At 64.1% G+C, this 15,234-nt stretch carries 15 protein-coding genes; 9 read left to right on the forward strand and 6 right to left on the reverse strand.

Annotation, left to right across the window (positions count from 1 at the left end; genetic code table 11):
- Positions 1-36: 36 nt before the first annotated feature.
- Together R5W23_RS13330 and R5W23_RS13335 are read left to right on the forward strand one after the other, a co-directional pair.
- Positions 37-351: a hypothetical protein gene (locus tag R5W23_RS13330; RefSeq protein ID WP_261188816.1), complete on the forward strand. Its 315-nt coding sequence runs from the start codon at positions 37-39 to the stop codon at positions 349-351.
- Positions 352-537: 186 nt separating this feature from the next.
- Positions 538-1,272 carry a c-type cytochrome domain-containing protein gene (locus R5W23_RS13335; RefSeq protein WP_320686734.1) on the forward strand — a complete coding sequence of 245 codons (735 nt, stop codon included), beginning with the start codon at positions 538-540 and terminating at the stop codon, positions 1,270-1,272.
- Positions 1,273-1,362: 90 nt separating this feature from the next.
- Here R5W23_RS13335 and R5W23_RS13340 read toward each other — a convergent pair whose 3' ends face one another.
- From R5W23_RS13340 to R5W23_RS13360, 5 genes are all read right to left on the reverse strand, one after another.
- Complete coding sequence (locus R5W23_RS13340; RefSeq protein ID WP_320686735.1) at positions 1,363-2,100, reverse strand: DUF7873 family protein; 738 nt, start codon at positions 2,098-2,100, stop codon at positions 1,363-1,365.
- Between the two features lie 81 nt (positions 2,101-2,181).
- Positions 2,182-2,778: an acyl carrier protein phosphodiesterase gene (locus R5W23_RS13345; RefSeq protein ID WP_320686736.1), complete on the reverse strand. Its 597-nt coding sequence runs from the start codon at positions 2,776-2,778 to the stop codon at positions 2,182-2,184.
- Between the two features lie 311 nt (positions 2,779-3,089).
- Positions 3,090-3,278 carry a hypothetical protein gene (locus tag R5W23_RS13350; RefSeq protein WP_320686737.1) on the reverse strand — a complete coding sequence of 63 codons (189 nt, stop codon included), beginning with the start codon at positions 3,276-3,278 and terminating at the stop codon, positions 3,090-3,092.
- Positions 3,279-3,524: 246 nt separating this feature from the next.
- A complete protein-coding gene (locus R5W23_RS13355; RefSeq protein WP_010048740.1) occupies positions 3,525-4,412 on the reverse strand; it encodes a ThuA domain-containing protein in 888 nt (295 codons plus the stop codon).
- A gap of 122 nt (positions 4,413-4,534) precedes the next feature.
- The gene (locus R5W23_RS13360) at positions 4,535-4,750 is read right to left on the reverse strand and encodes a hypothetical protein (protein ID WP_320686738.1); all 216 of its coding nucleotides are present in this window, start codon (positions 4,748-4,750) and stop codon (positions 4,535-4,537) included.
- Between the two features lie 583 nt (positions 4,751-5,333).
- Between R5W23_RS13360 and R5W23_RS13365 the strand changes: the two genes are divergently transcribed.
- Positions 5,334-6,542, forward strand: a complete 1,209-nt coding sequence (locus R5W23_RS13365; protein ID WP_320686739.1) for a DUF262 domain-containing protein — start codon at positions 5,334-5,336, stop codon at positions 6,540-6,542.
- The gene (locus tag R5W23_RS32635; protein ID WP_407936122.1) at positions 6,539-6,811 is read left to right on the forward strand and encodes an HNH endonuclease; all 273 of its coding nucleotides are present in this window, start codon (positions 6,539-6,541) and stop codon (positions 6,809-6,811) included. The genes R5W23_RS13365 and R5W23_RS32635 overlap by 4 nt, the downstream gene beginning before the upstream one ends.
- Before the next feature lie 249 nt (positions 6,812-7,060).
- Here the strand turns inward: R5W23_RS32635 and R5W23_RS13370 are convergent, their stop codons facing one another.
- A complete protein-coding gene (locus R5W23_RS13370) occupies positions 7,061-8,377 on the reverse strand; it encodes a PP2C family protein-serine/threonine phosphatase (protein WP_261190224.1) in 1,317 nt (438 codons plus the stop codon).
- Positions 8,378-8,897: 520 nt separating this feature from the next.
- Between R5W23_RS13370 and hisD the strand changes: the two genes are divergently transcribed.
- The 5 genes from hisD to R5W23_RS13395 all read left to right on the forward strand — a co-directional run bounded on the left by hisD (position 8,898) and on the right by R5W23_RS13395 (position 14,997).
- On the forward strand, positions 8,898-10,316 hold the full coding sequence (gene hisD, locus R5W23_RS13375; protein ID WP_261190223.1) for a histidinol dehydrogenase: 1,419 nt from the start codon (positions 8,898-8,900) through the stop codon (positions 10,314-10,316).
- A gap of 109 nt (positions 10,317-10,425) precedes the next feature.
- On the forward strand, positions 10,426-11,496 hold the full coding sequence (gene hisC, locus R5W23_RS13380) for a histidinol-phosphate transaminase (RefSeq protein ID WP_320686740.1): 1,071 nt from the start codon (positions 10,426-10,428) through the stop codon (positions 11,494-11,496).
- A gap of 212 nt (positions 11,497-11,708) precedes the next feature.
- The gene (gene hisB, locus R5W23_RS13385) at positions 11,709-12,296 is read left to right on the forward strand and encodes an imidazoleglycerol-phosphate dehydratase HisB (RefSeq protein ID WP_320686741.1); all 588 of its coding nucleotides are present in this window, start codon (positions 11,709-11,711) and stop codon (positions 12,294-12,296) included.
- 155 nt (positions 12,297-12,451) lie between these two features.
- Positions 12,452-13,411 carry a hypothetical protein gene (locus R5W23_RS13390; RefSeq protein WP_320686742.1) on the forward strand — a complete coding sequence of 320 codons (960 nt, stop codon included), beginning with the start codon at positions 12,452-12,454 and terminating at the stop codon, positions 13,409-13,411.
- A 155-nt stretch (positions 13,412-13,566) separates the two neighbouring features.
- Positions 13,567-14,997: a hypothetical protein gene (locus tag R5W23_RS13395; RefSeq protein WP_320686743.1), complete on the forward strand. Its 1,431-nt coding sequence runs from the start codon at positions 13,567-13,569 to the stop codon at positions 14,995-14,997.
- Positions 14,998-15,234: the final 237 nt, after the last annotated feature.

Below are 15,234 nucleotides of genomic sequence, written 5' to 3' on the forward strand. Positions count from 1 at the left end.
CCGGGAACGCTTCTCCCATCTCCACGGAGGCTCGCTATGCTTCGTCGCACGTTCGCCTTGGCCGCGGTCGCCGCTCTGGTGTTCGCTTTCAACACCGCCCGCGCGGAAGATGCCAAACCGGGGACCCATGAGGGTAAAGTGGTTAAGGCCGAGGCCGGCAAGCTGACGATGACCGACAAGGACGGCAAGCACGAGCACACGCACACCATCCCCGCCAGCGCGAAAGTGACGTGTGACGGCAAGGAGTGCAAGGTCGAAGATCTGAAGCCGGGGTCCAGCGTGAAGGTAGTCACCGAGAAGAAGGAAGATAAGGTGATGGTGGTTCGCGTCGAGGCAAAGAAGGCCGATTAGCGCGAATGGGAACGCAGGTTCTCAATCCGGTTCCAGTTGAGAGAGGAAGCCCCGGGACACCGGGGCTTCTTTGCGTTGCAGCCCGCCGGGAAACTCTTGGCCGCGCCGCTCCGTCTGAGCTAAGATCGAGTTGACCCGAGTACCACCGGCCCCGCCGGATTGCACACCTCCCGCACCGGGCACCCTATGGCGAGCAAACGCGCCTCGCGCGATTTCGATCCGGACGACGACCAAGCTCCGCTCCCCCGTAACACCCTTTCGACAAACGGGCAGTGGTTTTTCGGCTCGCTTTACGCCGGGTTGGCCCTCATCGGGTTCAGCTTCGGCGTGTGGGCCGGTGCGAACAGGCCGAAGGTCGAAATCGTTGAGGCCAAGAAAGATCCAGATCGGTCCACGGCGCAGGCGACACCGGTGGTAAAGCCGCCTGCTACTCCGACGGTCGAGCCGAAAGCCAAGGAGCCCGAACCCGAGCCGATGCCCAAGGAGAAGGAAAAGGAGCCGGAGCCGACGCCCGAACCCAAAAAGAAAGAACCGGAGCCCGAGCCTAAAAAGAAGGAGCCGGAACCCGCTCCCAAGAAGAAAGAGCCCGAGCCGAAGAAGGTCACCGCAAAGCCGGTCGCCTTCAAAGAACTGGAACCGATCTTCCGGTCCTACTGCAACAACTGTCACGGGGCCGCCGGCAAACCGAAAGCCGGCGTTGACCTGCGCACCGCCGCAGCCATTTTGAAGGGCGGCACGGGTGGCGCGATCGTCAAGCCCGGCGACCCGGAGAACAGTTCGCTTTACCTCTCCATGAAACCGCCCGACGCGACCATGCCGCCGGACGGGAAGCCGGGGCCGAACGAGAAGGAACTGAAGCTCATTCACGACTGGATCGCCGGCGGCGCTAAGCCACGCCGCACGGTCCGTCGTCGGCGCTGACGCCGACCGGAGTAATTCCACTCTGGGCTTCCCGGGTTGCTGCTGCTCTCGATGGCACCGCGACCCGGTTTTAGAACCCTGTGACCGAGATCACTCGCCCAGAACGAACGCGAACAGCGCCTCGGCGGCCTTCTGGCGTTCCACCTCGAACAGGTTCGCCTGCTCCTTCGCCACCTTGATCGCGTCTTGCAGCTTCCGCACCCGGGCCAGGATCGCGTTCTTGCGGTCGGTGGCGATGCAGCCGCTGTACACGATCTGCGTCCAGGTCCCGACCGGCACGTCCTTGGTGAACAGTTCCGTCTGAGCCGGGTGCTCCTTCGTCGCCTCGTACTTCACGATCACCGTCGGTTCCTTGCTGGTGCGCAGCGACTCGGTCGCTTTGCTGCGCAGCAGGCCGGTGTTCGGGTCGTGTGCCCACTCCTCCGCCGGGTCTGGGGTCGGGAGCTTCGATACGAAGGTTTCGAGGTCGTTCACCTGCTTGTCGAGGAACAGCAGCGTGGTGACCGGCACGTTCGCCAGGATCACCTTGCCGTCCACAACGATGTCGGCCCGCGCCGACTGGTTCCCCGTGTCCTGGGTGAACACGAGGTTCCACAGCTCCGTCCACTTCTCGCGCGCCTGACGAACCAGGTCGTCGGCCCGCTGCTGGACGCGCTGGCTTTCGGGCGGGAGCTTCTGCCCGTTCACTTCGTCGAGCGGGCGGTACGTCCGTTCGCGACCCGTGAAAAGCTGCTCCTTCTGGATCAGTTTGTACAACTCGGTGACGTGCTTCTCGGCCTCGCCCTTGCGTGCGGTGACGACGGCGTTGATCTGGTTCAGTTTGGGCATGGGCTGTGAATCGGGCTGTGAGTTTGATGATGAGTCTGACACGAAGACACGCCCGACACACCGAGGTTCGCCGGGCCGCGGTCAGCGCGCCTTCTGCCCGGCGGCGAACGCCATCAGTTCGGGGTAAAACGCGTGGAAGTCCGCGGCCAAGTCGGCGTCGCGTGCGATGAGCAGCGGCATCGCGTCGGGCAGCCACATCGCGCGGTTCGGGATCCGCTCGGCGATCACCCGCGACACCCGCGCCAGGGTGTCTTGAATCCCCTCGCGTGTGGCGTAAAGGTTCAACCGGTCCTGATCGATGAACGTGCGGATGAAGTCGCGCGCGTGCCCGGGCAGCGCGCCGTGTCGGTCTTCCAGCACCGCGTAGCTGCGGGTCGCGAACGCCCTCAGTGATTCTGCGCTATAGGTGCGCCAGTCGCGCGCGAGGATGTGGTCGTAGTAGATGTCGATGACGATCCCCGAGAACCAGCCGAACTCCCGGGAGATGCGGCTGATGCTGCGGAGGGTGATCGGGTTGCGGTCGGTGAACCCGTCAACGGCACGGTGCAGCATGACCCCGCGCAGCACGTCCGGGGCCAGTGCCGCCAGGTCCGGGTGCCGCACGAAATCGGCCGCGATGCCGCCGGTCATGTCGCCCGCATCACCGTCGGCCAAATGCAAATGCGCCAGAAAGTTCACAAATACGCCGTGGTTGAGATCAGAAAACCGACGCCAGGGGCGACGCTATCCGGCTGATGTCACACGGCTCGGAATCGCGTAAACGCAAGCGTCTGACCCTGATACCCGATCCGGATGGGTGTCTGTCTTCGCGATCCAGGCCGGAACGCCGATCGGCGATCAGACTGGTTGCGTCTGCTACTTGTGGCACAGACATTCCTGTCTGTGCGGCCTTCCCGCGTCGCACAGACAGGAATGTCTGTGCCACAAAGGCAGCAGAAACAGTAGCCAACGACCGGGCCGTGGATGAAGAAACAAAACGCACCAGAGTATCAGTCCCCCTCGCGTTCGATGTTGTCGCGCGCGTCGCGAACCGCGTTCGACAACACCCGCTGCATCTCGCCCTTGGTGGTGTACGGGATCAGCAGCAGCAACAGTCCGAGCAGGAACAGGAAGAACACCCCGAGTACCAGCAGCACCCAGCACGTGACGGTCGGTGCCACCCAGTAATCGACCGTCAACACCCACTCGCCCGCACCTTGAACTCGCCGCGGGAGAAGAACTTGACCCGGCCCACCCGGTCGAAGGCGTCGCGCACGGCCTCTTCCGGCCTCTTATACCAAATCCGGTTGAAGAGTAACCGCTCGGCAGAGTGTAGGTTGCACCCGCCTGCTGACGCAGGCGGGGCGACCGCAACTTGTCGACCCGCCTGCGTCAGCAGGCGGGTGGCGCTCCCAACCGCCGTTACTCTTCAACCGGATTTGGTATTACTTCTTCGCGCCGCTCGGGGTGGCGTCGCCTTTCGCTTGACCGGTCGCCCACCGCAGCCCGCCGAACAGGTGGGACTGGAACTTCTCGTCCTTCCACACCTTCGGGTCGTGCCCGAAGGATGTGTAGAACACCTTCCCCTTCTCCTCCTCGCGGCACCACGCGATCGCGTAGTCGCCGTCCTTCCGGACGAGGTTGCCGGGCAGTTTGGTGTTGGTCCAATCGCTCACGCTGAAGATGATGTGCAGCCGCTCGCGCGAGTACGGGGCGTCCTTGAAGATGTACATCTCGTCCTGGTAGTCCATCCCGTTGGTGAAGCCGGCGGCGGCGGGGTGCTTCGGGTCCTCGACCTTCACCTTGATCTTCTGTAACCCCGACGGGTGCCCCTTGAAGTACCCGCCGATCAGGTCGCCGTAAACGGTGTCGGTGTACTGCGTGTCGGTGGCGCAGTGCGTGCCGCAGAGTGCGCCACCGGCCTTCACCCACTCACGCAGGTCAGTGAGTTCGGCCTTTGTCAGCGGGTTGCCGGTTGTGAAGAACAGCACCACGTCGAAGTTCTTGAGCGTCTCCTTGTTGATCCGCCCGCAGTTCTCTTTCTCGACGGGCAACTTGGTTGCACCCCGGAAGCGGTCGCTGTAAACCTGGAGCGCCGTCTTTCCACTCTTGTCTTGTGCGTCGGGGTCGCCGGTGAACCGCCAGCAGGTGACATCGAACCCGCTCGCCGGCCCGATGGCCTTCAGCACCTCTTCGGCGGTGCCAACGGACCCGTGAATGAACCCGCCGCTGTGCGTGACCAGCAGCAGCCGCTTGTTCTTATCGGCGCTCTGGGCAACGGAACCGGCACCGCACAGGGCGACGACGGCGAGGAGGAACGCGATTCTCCGCATGACAGGACTCCGCAGGTGGGAAAGGTGAACGGCAGGCCGACACGCGGATTGTAATCGCGTGCGGAGCGGAAACCTATCCCCAAGCCCTTCAGAACAACTGGCCGCGGGCCGCAGGCGGGCCGTCAGTATTGCTTCGGCTGGTGCGAGCCGATCTTTTGGGCCGCAGAGCCACCATCGGGCAATTCGGCCACCCATCGGCGTTTTCCTCCCACTACTTCCCGCTCGCGGCATTTCTCCGTCCTCGAACCACGCAAAACGGACCACTCGGCACCGCGTTCCGATCCAAGCTCCGAAATCGTTTGCGCGCGCTGCACGCTGCGTAAGTTGCTGCGAAACATCTTGTTACCTCCTGCCATGATGACGCATCCGGGGGCCGATCTCGAAGCATCCGCGGGGGGCGTATCCCGGTCCGAAGCGTGTGATTCGTGGGTAGCGATGACCCAGCGAAGTGGTAGCTCCTGACCAGTCCATTGGCAGCGAATGTCCAGTCGGCGACCCACCGAAGCGCGAGCAGTGCGGTTGCAGTCCCGAACACCGCTGTGACAGCCGACAAACGCAGTACCCTAAAGACCAGATGGCACCGAGGCCCCGGCGGCGTGTCGTGGGGGCGTGCGCCGAGTGTGACCTGCTCACGGCATAATCGGAATTGCTGTCGAACAGCGAGCGAGATTGCCGCTACCCTATTCGTTTGCGCGATGTGTATGCACACACGGAATAACCCGCGCAAAGCCGGGAGATGAAAACGCAGTCGTGTGCTTGAGTTTAGCCCAGGCTGATGGTAATGTGCCGTTTGTGCTTGATTGCCTCCGTAAGGGATGCCAGATCCGGTGCTTGGCACAGACCGAACTGCCGTCATTCTGCAAGATTATTTTCCCATAAAATATAGAGATTTCACCGTCCACTTACAAAACGGATTCACAAATGACCGACAAAGAAAACCAGCCAGTTGTAACTCAGCAGACGATTGCACAGAACGAGGCGGTAGAAAACGTCTTGACTCGGTTTGCCAGGAAGGAAGTCATCATCCCCCAATACCAGCGGGATGCTGACCAATGGGATGACAACAAGAAAAGCCTTTTCATTGAATCAGTTCTCAATCGACTGACAATACCAGCATTTTACTTTGCGTTGAGCGAGAATGACCATGACGTTTCCGAAGTGGTCGACGGCCAACAGCGCCTCACAACTTTGCAAGCCTTTTTCAACAACGAATTCACGCTGAGCAATAGCGACACATGCCCTTACTACGGAAGCAGCTCGCACTACGCTGAAAAGAAGTATAACGACCTCGACAAAGTCTGGCAGAACGCATTTCGCCGATACAACCTTACACTCGTCACATTGCCCGAGACGATCGATTTGAGCCTGAGACTTGAGATCTTTCGGCGCATTAACGAAGGAGGGACGCCTCTTACAGGACAGGATATTCGGCTTAGCTACTACAGCCAATCAGATTGCGTTCGCTTCATTCAATCCGTTGGAATATTTGACGCTTCTCGACCCGGTTCGAAACGAATGATTGGCGCATTAGGCTACACTTGGCCTTGGCAGGACAATATCAAGCGTGCCGCCGAATGGCAGTCCTGGTGGCAAGATACAAAGGTCGCCATTGGCCAGACAGCATCCGAGATGTTTCTATGGTATCTTATTAGTGAACATCGAGAGAAAGTAGATGCGTTACTCAAAGATAACGCCGCGCTTGCTAGACTCAAAATCCGCTTTCGAGGGAATACCGATGAGGTACTCGACATTGTTTGCGCTCAGTTCAAAGAAGAAGACCTGAATAGTGATAGACCGCGGCTTTTTCCAGATCTTGAAGACCTTAAAACGAAGTGGTTTCCACAGTTCGCAGAGTGGTGGTATAGGCTCCGCATGGAATGCGGCCCTGGCGCAAACGTCGGCAAGCACAGAGCGATTGCTCTGCTGATCCCCTCCCTGCAAAAGACCTTTGGCTCAACTGCCCCAACACAAGATCAGTGGAGCTGTATTGGCCGGTTCCTCAAATCCTCGCGCGAAACAGCACGTAACGTGCTAAAGGTTGAATTCCCAGACTCCAAAGGCAAATGGACATCTCAACGCAAGCAACTGGAAGCGTTCGATAATGTTGCAGCAGAGATCAAGAAGCTATGAAACCTCCGCCCTTTCTCTCGGAATGCAATCCTGAATCACGTCTCTATCCTTCCGATTGGAAATGGGCGTACTACAAGCTACAGGGTGGCATCACGGAAGATGGCTACCAATGCCCTAGATGCGAGAGGCGCTTCTTTGGCCCCAGCGATTTTGCAGAGCTACACGGAGACCACCGGGTTTCTTGGTCTCAAGGGGGGCGGACCACCTGGGACAATCTTTGTCTGCTCTGCGGCCCTTGCAATCTCCGAAAGTCGGCCTCAAGCGTCTAAGAAGTGCTGAACCCGAAGACTGAAGGAACCTAACCCACCGCTGGGCGGGACCAGCAGCGTAATGCTGAGGCTATCAGGGAAGAATCGCCACTTTAAAGTGAAGTTAGCGGCTCGGAAGATCAGATCCGCCCCACACCTCGAAGCCTGGGCGCGTTCGCAACCGCTCGCGGAGCGAGCGGGCCACACTCAAGGCGTCACCCGACCGGCTCGCTTTCGCCGACCGGGTGACGCCTTGAGTGTGGCCCCTGGCTACTTCGCTTTGCTGCCTTCCGTTCGCTTCACGACCACCAACGTTCGGTCGTCGGCCGGCGTCGTGCCCGAGGTGAACAGCGCGTGCGACGCCAGGATCGAACGCAGCAGCGCGTTCGCCGTGGGGAGGCAGGTCTCCAGCTCCTCGTCGATCCGGGCAGAGCCGAACACGTCGCCGTCCGTGTTCACTGCCTCAATCACCCCGTCGGTGAACAGTACCACCTGATCGCCGGGGAGCAGCGGAAGCGTCTGTTCGAGGTACACTTCATCGGGCTTGATCCCGAGCGGCAACTTCTGCGCGCGGTTCAGCGCGAGCTTGAACCCGTCCGCACAGCGGAGCAGGCGCGGCGGGTTGTGGCCCGCGCTCGCGTAGCTCAGGGTCGCGTTGATCGGGTCGAAGACGGCGTAGAAGGCGGTCATGAAGCTGCCCGTCGGGCGGGTGTACCGCCGCGTCAGGTGCGCGTTCATGTAGGTCAGGAACTCGCCCGGCCGCTGCGGCGGTTCGGGGCGGGTGTGGGCGATGCTGTGGGCCAGCGCCATCAGCACCGCCGCGGGCGCGCCGTGGCCGCTCGCGTCGGCGATCAGCACGCCCAGCCGGTCGTTCGGCAGCGGGAAGAAGTCGTAGTAGTCGCCCCCGGCCCGCTTTGCCGTCTGATAGTGGACGGCCACGTCCAGGTGCGGCACCTTCGGCAGCGCGGCCGGCAGCAGCGACTTCTGGATCTCCGCGATCGACCGCAGCTCGTAGTCGAGCCCGTCGAACGCCTCCTTCACCGCCTGCGACAGCACCACCGTTTGCGTCGCCCGGGCGAACAGGTTGCTCAGCAGCAGCAGGTCCGGAACCCGCTCGCGCGGGAACGTGTCCACGTCGTCGCGGGTGGCGATCACCATGTTCTGCGACGGGCCGCTCTCGACGTGCGGGATGGCGACCAGGGACCGCTGGCCGGCGAGGTACTCGCTCGCGGGGTCGTCCGGGTCGAGCCGCAGGTTGTCGATGACGCGCGGCTGGTCGCCGTACAGCAGCTCCGCGAACAGCCCGCCGTGGTGCATCGGCAGGCGGTGCTGCTCTTTCCAGGGGTTGACCGGCTCGTTCCACTGGCTGAATCGCGTGACCCGATATTCCGGGTCGCGCAGCCCGCGGCGCGAGATGGTCAGGTGCCGGCTGACAGGGAACAGTTGCACCATGCGGCGCGCGAACACCGCGTACATCTCTTGGGGGTCGGCGGCGCGGCTCAACTCGCGCATCACCTCCACGCTGACGGCCAGCCTTGCCCGCCAGTTCCGCGGTTCGGTATCGAAGAAATCGGCTGCCACGGTCATTTGCCGCCTCCGCGGCCGAGATGCGGGGTCACAATCCGTCGCACGAACGGGCGAGCACGAGAGGTCGGCTCCAGTAGACCCGCGCACGGGACCGAACGCAAGCGCGAGGTTCGGGTTTCACGGTTTCACCACATCACTTGAACGCGGTGAGGTGCCAACCGTCAGCGCCTGTGGTTGACCGACCTGAGTGACTACGGCCCACGTCCGCTTGTTGTTCGCCGCCTCGGCGGTGACGGGAAATACAGCGGCCGGCACGACCCACCTTTCACAAGTATTCAGAAAAGCACTAAATTAATGCAGTATCGGAATTGCAAACTAGCTCCGTCACAACCTGCATTGTCGGAACAGTTTACACCATTGATTTCACTTAACGCGCTCGGCCGTTCCTTGCATCACGGCGCGTGAACCCGTATAACAAGGGAAACATGTGCCCGGTGTGCAACTCGCACAATCTGGGGCGTGCCCTGACGTATTGCTCGGGCAGGTGGCCCCTCTTCACGCTGCCTGCGAGGTTCAACAGATGCCAGCACTCAAGCTGCGGCGGATCGACCTTTCAGCCAACAACGCCGCGGCCCAGATCCTGAAGCTTCGCGACCAGTTCCGCACCGACGCCGACATCTCATCGGCCGCCAGCAAGAAGAAGACCCTCGCCGTGTTCGGTGAGGCCCTGTCCCCGACGCGAGCCGTCGAGCGCATTTGCAGCGACGTGCGAGAGAAGGGGCTGTCCGCGGCCCTGCACTACACCGAGCAGTTCGACGGCATAAAGCTCAAATCCGACCAACTGAAGGTGAAGCCGGCGGAACTCGCCGAGGCACACGCCAACGTCGGCGCCGACTTCCTCGAAGTCATCAAGCAGATCCGGTACAACGTCGTTCAGTTCCAGTCCGGGTTGCTTCAGCGCGACGCGGTGATGCCGGTTTCCGGCAAGCACGAACTGACGGTCCGCTACCGGCCCCTGAAGCGGGTCGGCGTGTACTGCCCCGGCGGCGCCGCGGCGTACCCCTCCACCCTGCTCATGACCGTCTGCCCTGCCCAAGTGGCCGGGGTAGAGCAGATCGTCGTATGTATGCCGCCCAACGCGACCGGCGGGTACAACCGCGAGATGCTCGCGACGTGTTACGAACTGGGCATCACCGAGGTGTACCGGCTCGGCGGCGCACAGGCCATCGCCGCAATGGCTTACGGCGTGGAAGGGATCAAGCCGGTCGATATGATCGTCGGACCGGGCAACCAGTACGTCGCCCTGGCCAAGAAGCACGTCTTTGGGCAAGTGGCGATCGACTGCATCGCCGGCCCGAGCGAGGTGGTGGTGCTGGCGGACTACTCGGCCCACCCCGACTACGTTGCGCTCGACCTGATCGCCCAAGCCGAACACTCCCCGGGCGTCGCCGTGCTGGTGACCTGGCACGAGCAGCTCTTGGAGGAGATTCAGGACGCGCTCCAGAAGCGACTGGCGAAACTCTCCCGCGGCGAGTTGGCCCGCGAGAGCCTGGAACGGTACGGCGCGCTCGTGTTCGCCCCGGACGAGCAGGCGGCCATCGACTGCACCAACGCACTGGCCCCCGAGCACCTGCACATCCAGACCAAGGACCCGGAAGCCATCCTCGAGCGCATTGACAGCGCCGGGGCGGTGTTCCTCGGCCCGTTCACCCCGGTCGCGGTGGGCGACTACGCGGCCGGCCCGAGCCACGTGCTCCCCACCGGCGGCACCGCCCGGTTCGCGAGCGGCTTGACCACCAACGACTTCCGCAAGCGCACCAGCGTCATGCACTTCACCCGCAACGGGCTGAAGGAGATCGCGGCCGACGTGATCTTCCTGGCCAACAAGGAAGGGCTGACCGGCCACGCCGCCAGCGTCGAGCTGCGGGCCAACGACAACGGCCCGATGAACCGGCCCAAGCCGAAACCGGACAAGGTGCCCGCCGCCTCCAAGAAGTGACACCGCATCCGATTGACGAGTCATCCCTTCTGGAGCCGGCCTCACATCGGCCGGCTCCAGAAACGGCGTGGATACGGACCAATCGGCTTCGACTTTCGGACCTCCCCCGATGACCGTTCGACCCAACGTCCGCGCCATGTCCGGGTACGTCCCGGGCGAGCAGCTCAACGACCCCGAAATCGTCAAGCTGAACACGAACGAGAACCCCTACCCGCCCAGCCCGCGGGTGTTCGAGGCCGTTCGCGCGGCCCTCACGCCGAACAGCCTGCGCAAATACCCGCAACCGCTCGGCGACACGTTCCGGAAGGCCGCCGGCCGCGTGCTGAACGTCGATCCCGACGGCATCCTGATCGGCAACGGCTCCGACGACATCCTGACCATCCTGACGCGCGCGTTCGTGCCCGAGGGCGGGCTGATCGCGTCGCCAACACCCAGCTACATCCTCTACAAGAGCCTCGCGGAGATTCAGGGGGCGCGGTTCGCGGCGGTGCCGCTCACGGCGGACTGGCAGCCGGACGCCGACCGCTGGCCGCGCGACGCGCACCTCTCGTTCGTCCCCAACCCGAACTCGCCGTCTGGCACCGTCATCGCCGCAGAGCGATTGGCTGCGCTGGCCGGGCTCGTGTCCCCAGCCCCGTTCGTCTGCGACGAGGCCTACGCCGACTTCGCCGACGACAACAGTTTGGCACTGCTCCCGAGCACGCCGAATCTCATCGTCACACGCACGATGAGCAAGTCGTACGCGCTGGCGGGCATCCGGTTCGGGTTCGCGGTCGCCCGCCCCGAACTCGTGCGAGAACTGGTGAAGGTCAAGGATTCCTACAACTGCGATGTCCTGAGTCTGGCCGCAGCGACGGCCGCGATCGAAGACCAGGACTACTTCCGCCACGTCTGCGAGAAGATCCGCGCCACCCGCGACCGGATGACAACCGACCTCACCGCCCTCGGGTTCGAGGTGACGCCCAGCCACGCGAACTTCGTGTGGTGCCGCCGCGCGGACCGGCCTCTCAAGAGTATTTATGAGGCGCTGAAATCGCGGAAGATTCTGGTGCGGTACATGAGCTACGCCGCCGGGCCGGTCGGGCACCCGGAGGGCTCGGCTTACGACGGCCTCCGAATCTCGGTCGGAACCGATACGGAAATCGACCAACTGTGCGCCGCACTGCGGACCATTCTCTGATTGACGGTTCGGTTGCGGGTGCCCGTTTTTGGCTAATACCCTTGTGGCACAGACATTCCTATCTGTGCCGTCTTCTCACGCCGCACAGACAGGAATGTCTGTGCCACAAATAACAGACACCACCCGGACAGTGTATGAGCCGGGGATCGCGCTCCATCGGGATCAGGTGACTGGAAGGAAACGCCACGCCGGCAAGGATTAAGCGAGCGACCATGCCCCGTACCGCACGTATCCAGCGCAAGACGAACGAGACCGAGATCGACCTGACGTTGAACCTCGACGGCACCGGCACCGCCCAACTGGCGACCGGCGTCGGGTTCTTCGACCACATGCTGACGCACATCGCGCGGCACGGGCTGTTCGACCTGTCGGTGAGCTGCAAGGGCGACCTGCACATCGACGCGCACCACACGGTCGAGGACGTGGGCATCTGCTTCGGGAAGGCGCTGGTTCAGGCGCTCGGCGATAAGGCCGGCATCCGGCGGTTCGGGGACTGTACGCTCCCGATGGACGACGTACTGGCGACCGCCGCCACGGACCTAAGCGGGCGCCCGTACCTCGTGTGGCGCGCGAACGTCCCGCTGGAAACGCTGGGCACGTTCTCGTCGCAGCTGGCGGAGGAGTTCTGGCGGGCCGCAAGTTCGACGGGGCTGTTCAACCTGCACGTCCTCTTGCACCACGGCCACAACACCCACCACATCGTCGAAGCCATCTTCAAGGCGTGCGCCCGCGCGCTCCGCGCGGCAGTGGAACCGGACCCGCGGTCCACCGCGGTGCCGTCCACGAAGGGCGTTCTCTAGCCCGTCGTGCCCCTGCTCCTATACTCACGACTTCGAGAACCGGACCCGGTCGTTAAGGGTCCGCCCGCGCGCAGGTCGCACTTTCCGATTTCGCTCGGAACGCGCTTTCGCGCGCCGGTACGGACGGTTAAACTCCCGACGGTGAGGACACGGACGTGGCAAAGAAACAAGCGGCCCCGGTTCCGGTCGCCGACCTCGTGCGGCTCGCGCTGCTGAACGTCGCGAACGCCACGGGCGACGTGAAGTTGGGCGGCAAGGGCGGGCTGTTCCCCACCACGAGCGGCCCGAACAAAGAGGCCGCCGACGCCTGCATAACCGGCGCCGTTCCCCTGCTGACGGTACTCCGGACCGAGGGGAAGGCGCAGATCGTCGGGCTGACCCCGGCGGGCTTCGAGCGGATCGCGGGCGAACTGGCCGAGGACAAGGTCGGACCGCTCGCGAAAGCGATCGCGGCGGCGGCACCGGCCGCGGCGCGGATCGAGTTCATTCAGTCGGTGATCGGTCGAACTCCGTTCGCGGCCCCGGAACTGACTCCGCTGCTAGAAGAGGCCGTTGCGGCCGAAAAGGCCGAGCAGGACGCGCGAATTGAGGCCGCGAAGAAGCGCCGCGAGGCGGAAGAGATCGCGCTCGCCGCGCTGGAACGGGCGAAAGCCCTGCTCGAAGAGCGCCGCCGGAACCGGCTCGACGCGCTGCGTCGCGAATACGAACTCGAGGGCGCGAAGGCGACCGAGTTGCCCGAGCCCGCGCCGCGCGTGGAACCGCGCCCGGAGCCGAAGGCCGCCGCGCCCGCACCGGCATCGGCTCCGGAGCCCAAAACGGACGAGGAGCGAGACTTCCGGCGGTACACCGCGGACCGACTCGCCGCCGCGTGGCGCGACGCCTGGACCGACGGTAAGACCGAGGGCCGCGACTATCTCGAAACGGCGATGTGGAACATCCGCGGGATGCAAATGATCGGCGAGCCCGGGCAGCAGATCGCTTTCAACGGCCGGGTCCACGAATCGGAGCAACCGGCCGCCCCAGGCGCCCCGCTCACCGTGCTGCGCCCGGGCTGGCTGCTCAAGACCGACGACGAGGATTACGTCGCGCTGAAGGCCGTGGTCGGCGACCTGTGAGATCCGCGCCCGGCCGGTTGTGACCGATTTTTGTGTCACGGACGCGCGCGTCCGTGTGCCTTCAGCGCCCGAAGCCGCACCGACCGGAACGTTGGTGCCACAAAGACCAAGCGCCAGTAACGGGCGCTCATAACCGGACCGGTGTGAGGTTCTCAATGGCCGAGCGCGTGTTCTGTGTGGACTTCGGAACGTTTTACACCAAGGTCGCGCTCCGCTCGGCGCCCCAGGAAGCGGGGGCACTGGTCCCGTGCTCGGACGAGGGGCTGGATTTCTGGGCGCCCACCGTCGTCTCGGCGGACTGGACGCGGGGCGAGGCGCGTCTGGAGTTCGGGCACCGGGCGGCCGACGCCAAACCGGGCGGCAAGGTCGTCGTTTACTCGAACTTCAAGCGGGAGCTGTTCGCTCCGCCGCCGGCGCAAGGACCGGACCTCCACCCGATCGACGCGCTGTTGCGGTCCGAAGAGTTCGAGGCGCTGGCCGCCAAACACGGCGTGCTGCCGGCGTGGGTCGCGGGCCTCCGGTCGCTGACCACCTCGGCCCGGACCCTTTTCGGCACCCCGGACGCGAGCCCGGGCGGCGCGGCGGCCCGGCGGCAGGAAGAGGCGAAGCGGCTCACCTACCACTACTTCAAGTGGCTCCGGGAGTGCGTGCTGAAGGCGTGCGAGCGGCTCCCGCACACCGCGCTGAACTACAAGGACATCCCGCTCCGGATCACCGTCCCGCTGTTCGGGCCGATCGAAACGCTCGCCCAGCACCCGGGGTGCGTGCGGCTGCGCGACGCGCTCGCGTCGGCCGGCTGGCCGCTCGCCGACCCGCTGTTCGTATCGGAGCCCGAAGCCAACGCGGTCGGGATCTTGACGAAGGCGGTCAACGCGCTCACCGTCCGCACGAAGAAGATCAACTTCCGCGAGATGTTCAACCGCGGCCCGCTCATCACGGTGCTGGCGGGCGACGCGCACCACCCCACCTACCGCGCCCTGGTGATCGACGTGGGCACGTTCACGAGCGACTTCGCCGCCCTCGGGATCGACACGTGCGGGAAAGAGATCGACACGTCCAACGGCGCCGGTTTCGGGGTGACCCAGCAGTCGATCGCGTTCGGCATTTCGGACCTCGATGCGACCGTGCGGGCCGCCCTGCCCGACGACAAGCGGGCCGCACTGAACGGAATGGCGCGAAAGGACTTCGCCGCGTTCCAGGTGAGCACGTACAGCGCCGAGACGGGTTACCGGATCGGCCCCGGCAAGGTGATCGGCGGCTCCGCCGACCGGCCGGTCGTCGAGAGTTGCCTCGCCGCCTTCTGCACGCGGCTCACGGACGAGACGGCGGCCTTCCTCCAGCAACTCGGCCCGGCGTCGATGCAGGAGTTGATCCTCACCGGGGGCGGCAGCAACATCCCGGCGGTCCGCGAGGCGCTCATCAAGGCGGCTGCCGCGGTCCCGGGCGCCCCGTTCGTGAAAACCCACGCCCCGGGTCTCAAGAAGGTCAAGGCCGGCCCGCCGGTGGACCCGCTCGATGACAAGTTCGCCCGCGGCGCGACCGCGCTCGGCGGGGCCAGCCTCTATTTCGAGCGCGAGTACTTCTGACCCGCCGTTCGGCCCGCGGCAGGGTGGGTTTGCGTGGTAGCGGGTTCGTGTGTACCATTCGCACAGTCACGGCCACGCGATGGTTCGCACCGCCGGCCCACCACCGAACACCCGCTATGTCTTCACAACCCGTCACGTTCCCGTGTTCCTTCTGCACGCGCCGGATGGGCGTGCCGGCCGAACTCCTCGGGCGACAGGTCCGGTGCCCGCACTGCAAGCAGGTCGTCGTCGCGCCCG

It is taken from the genome of Gemmata algarum (assembly GCF_034097035.1).
GTDB classification, from domain to species: Bacteria; Planctomycetota; Planctomycetia; order Gemmatales; family Gemmataceae; genus Gemmata; species Gemmata algarum.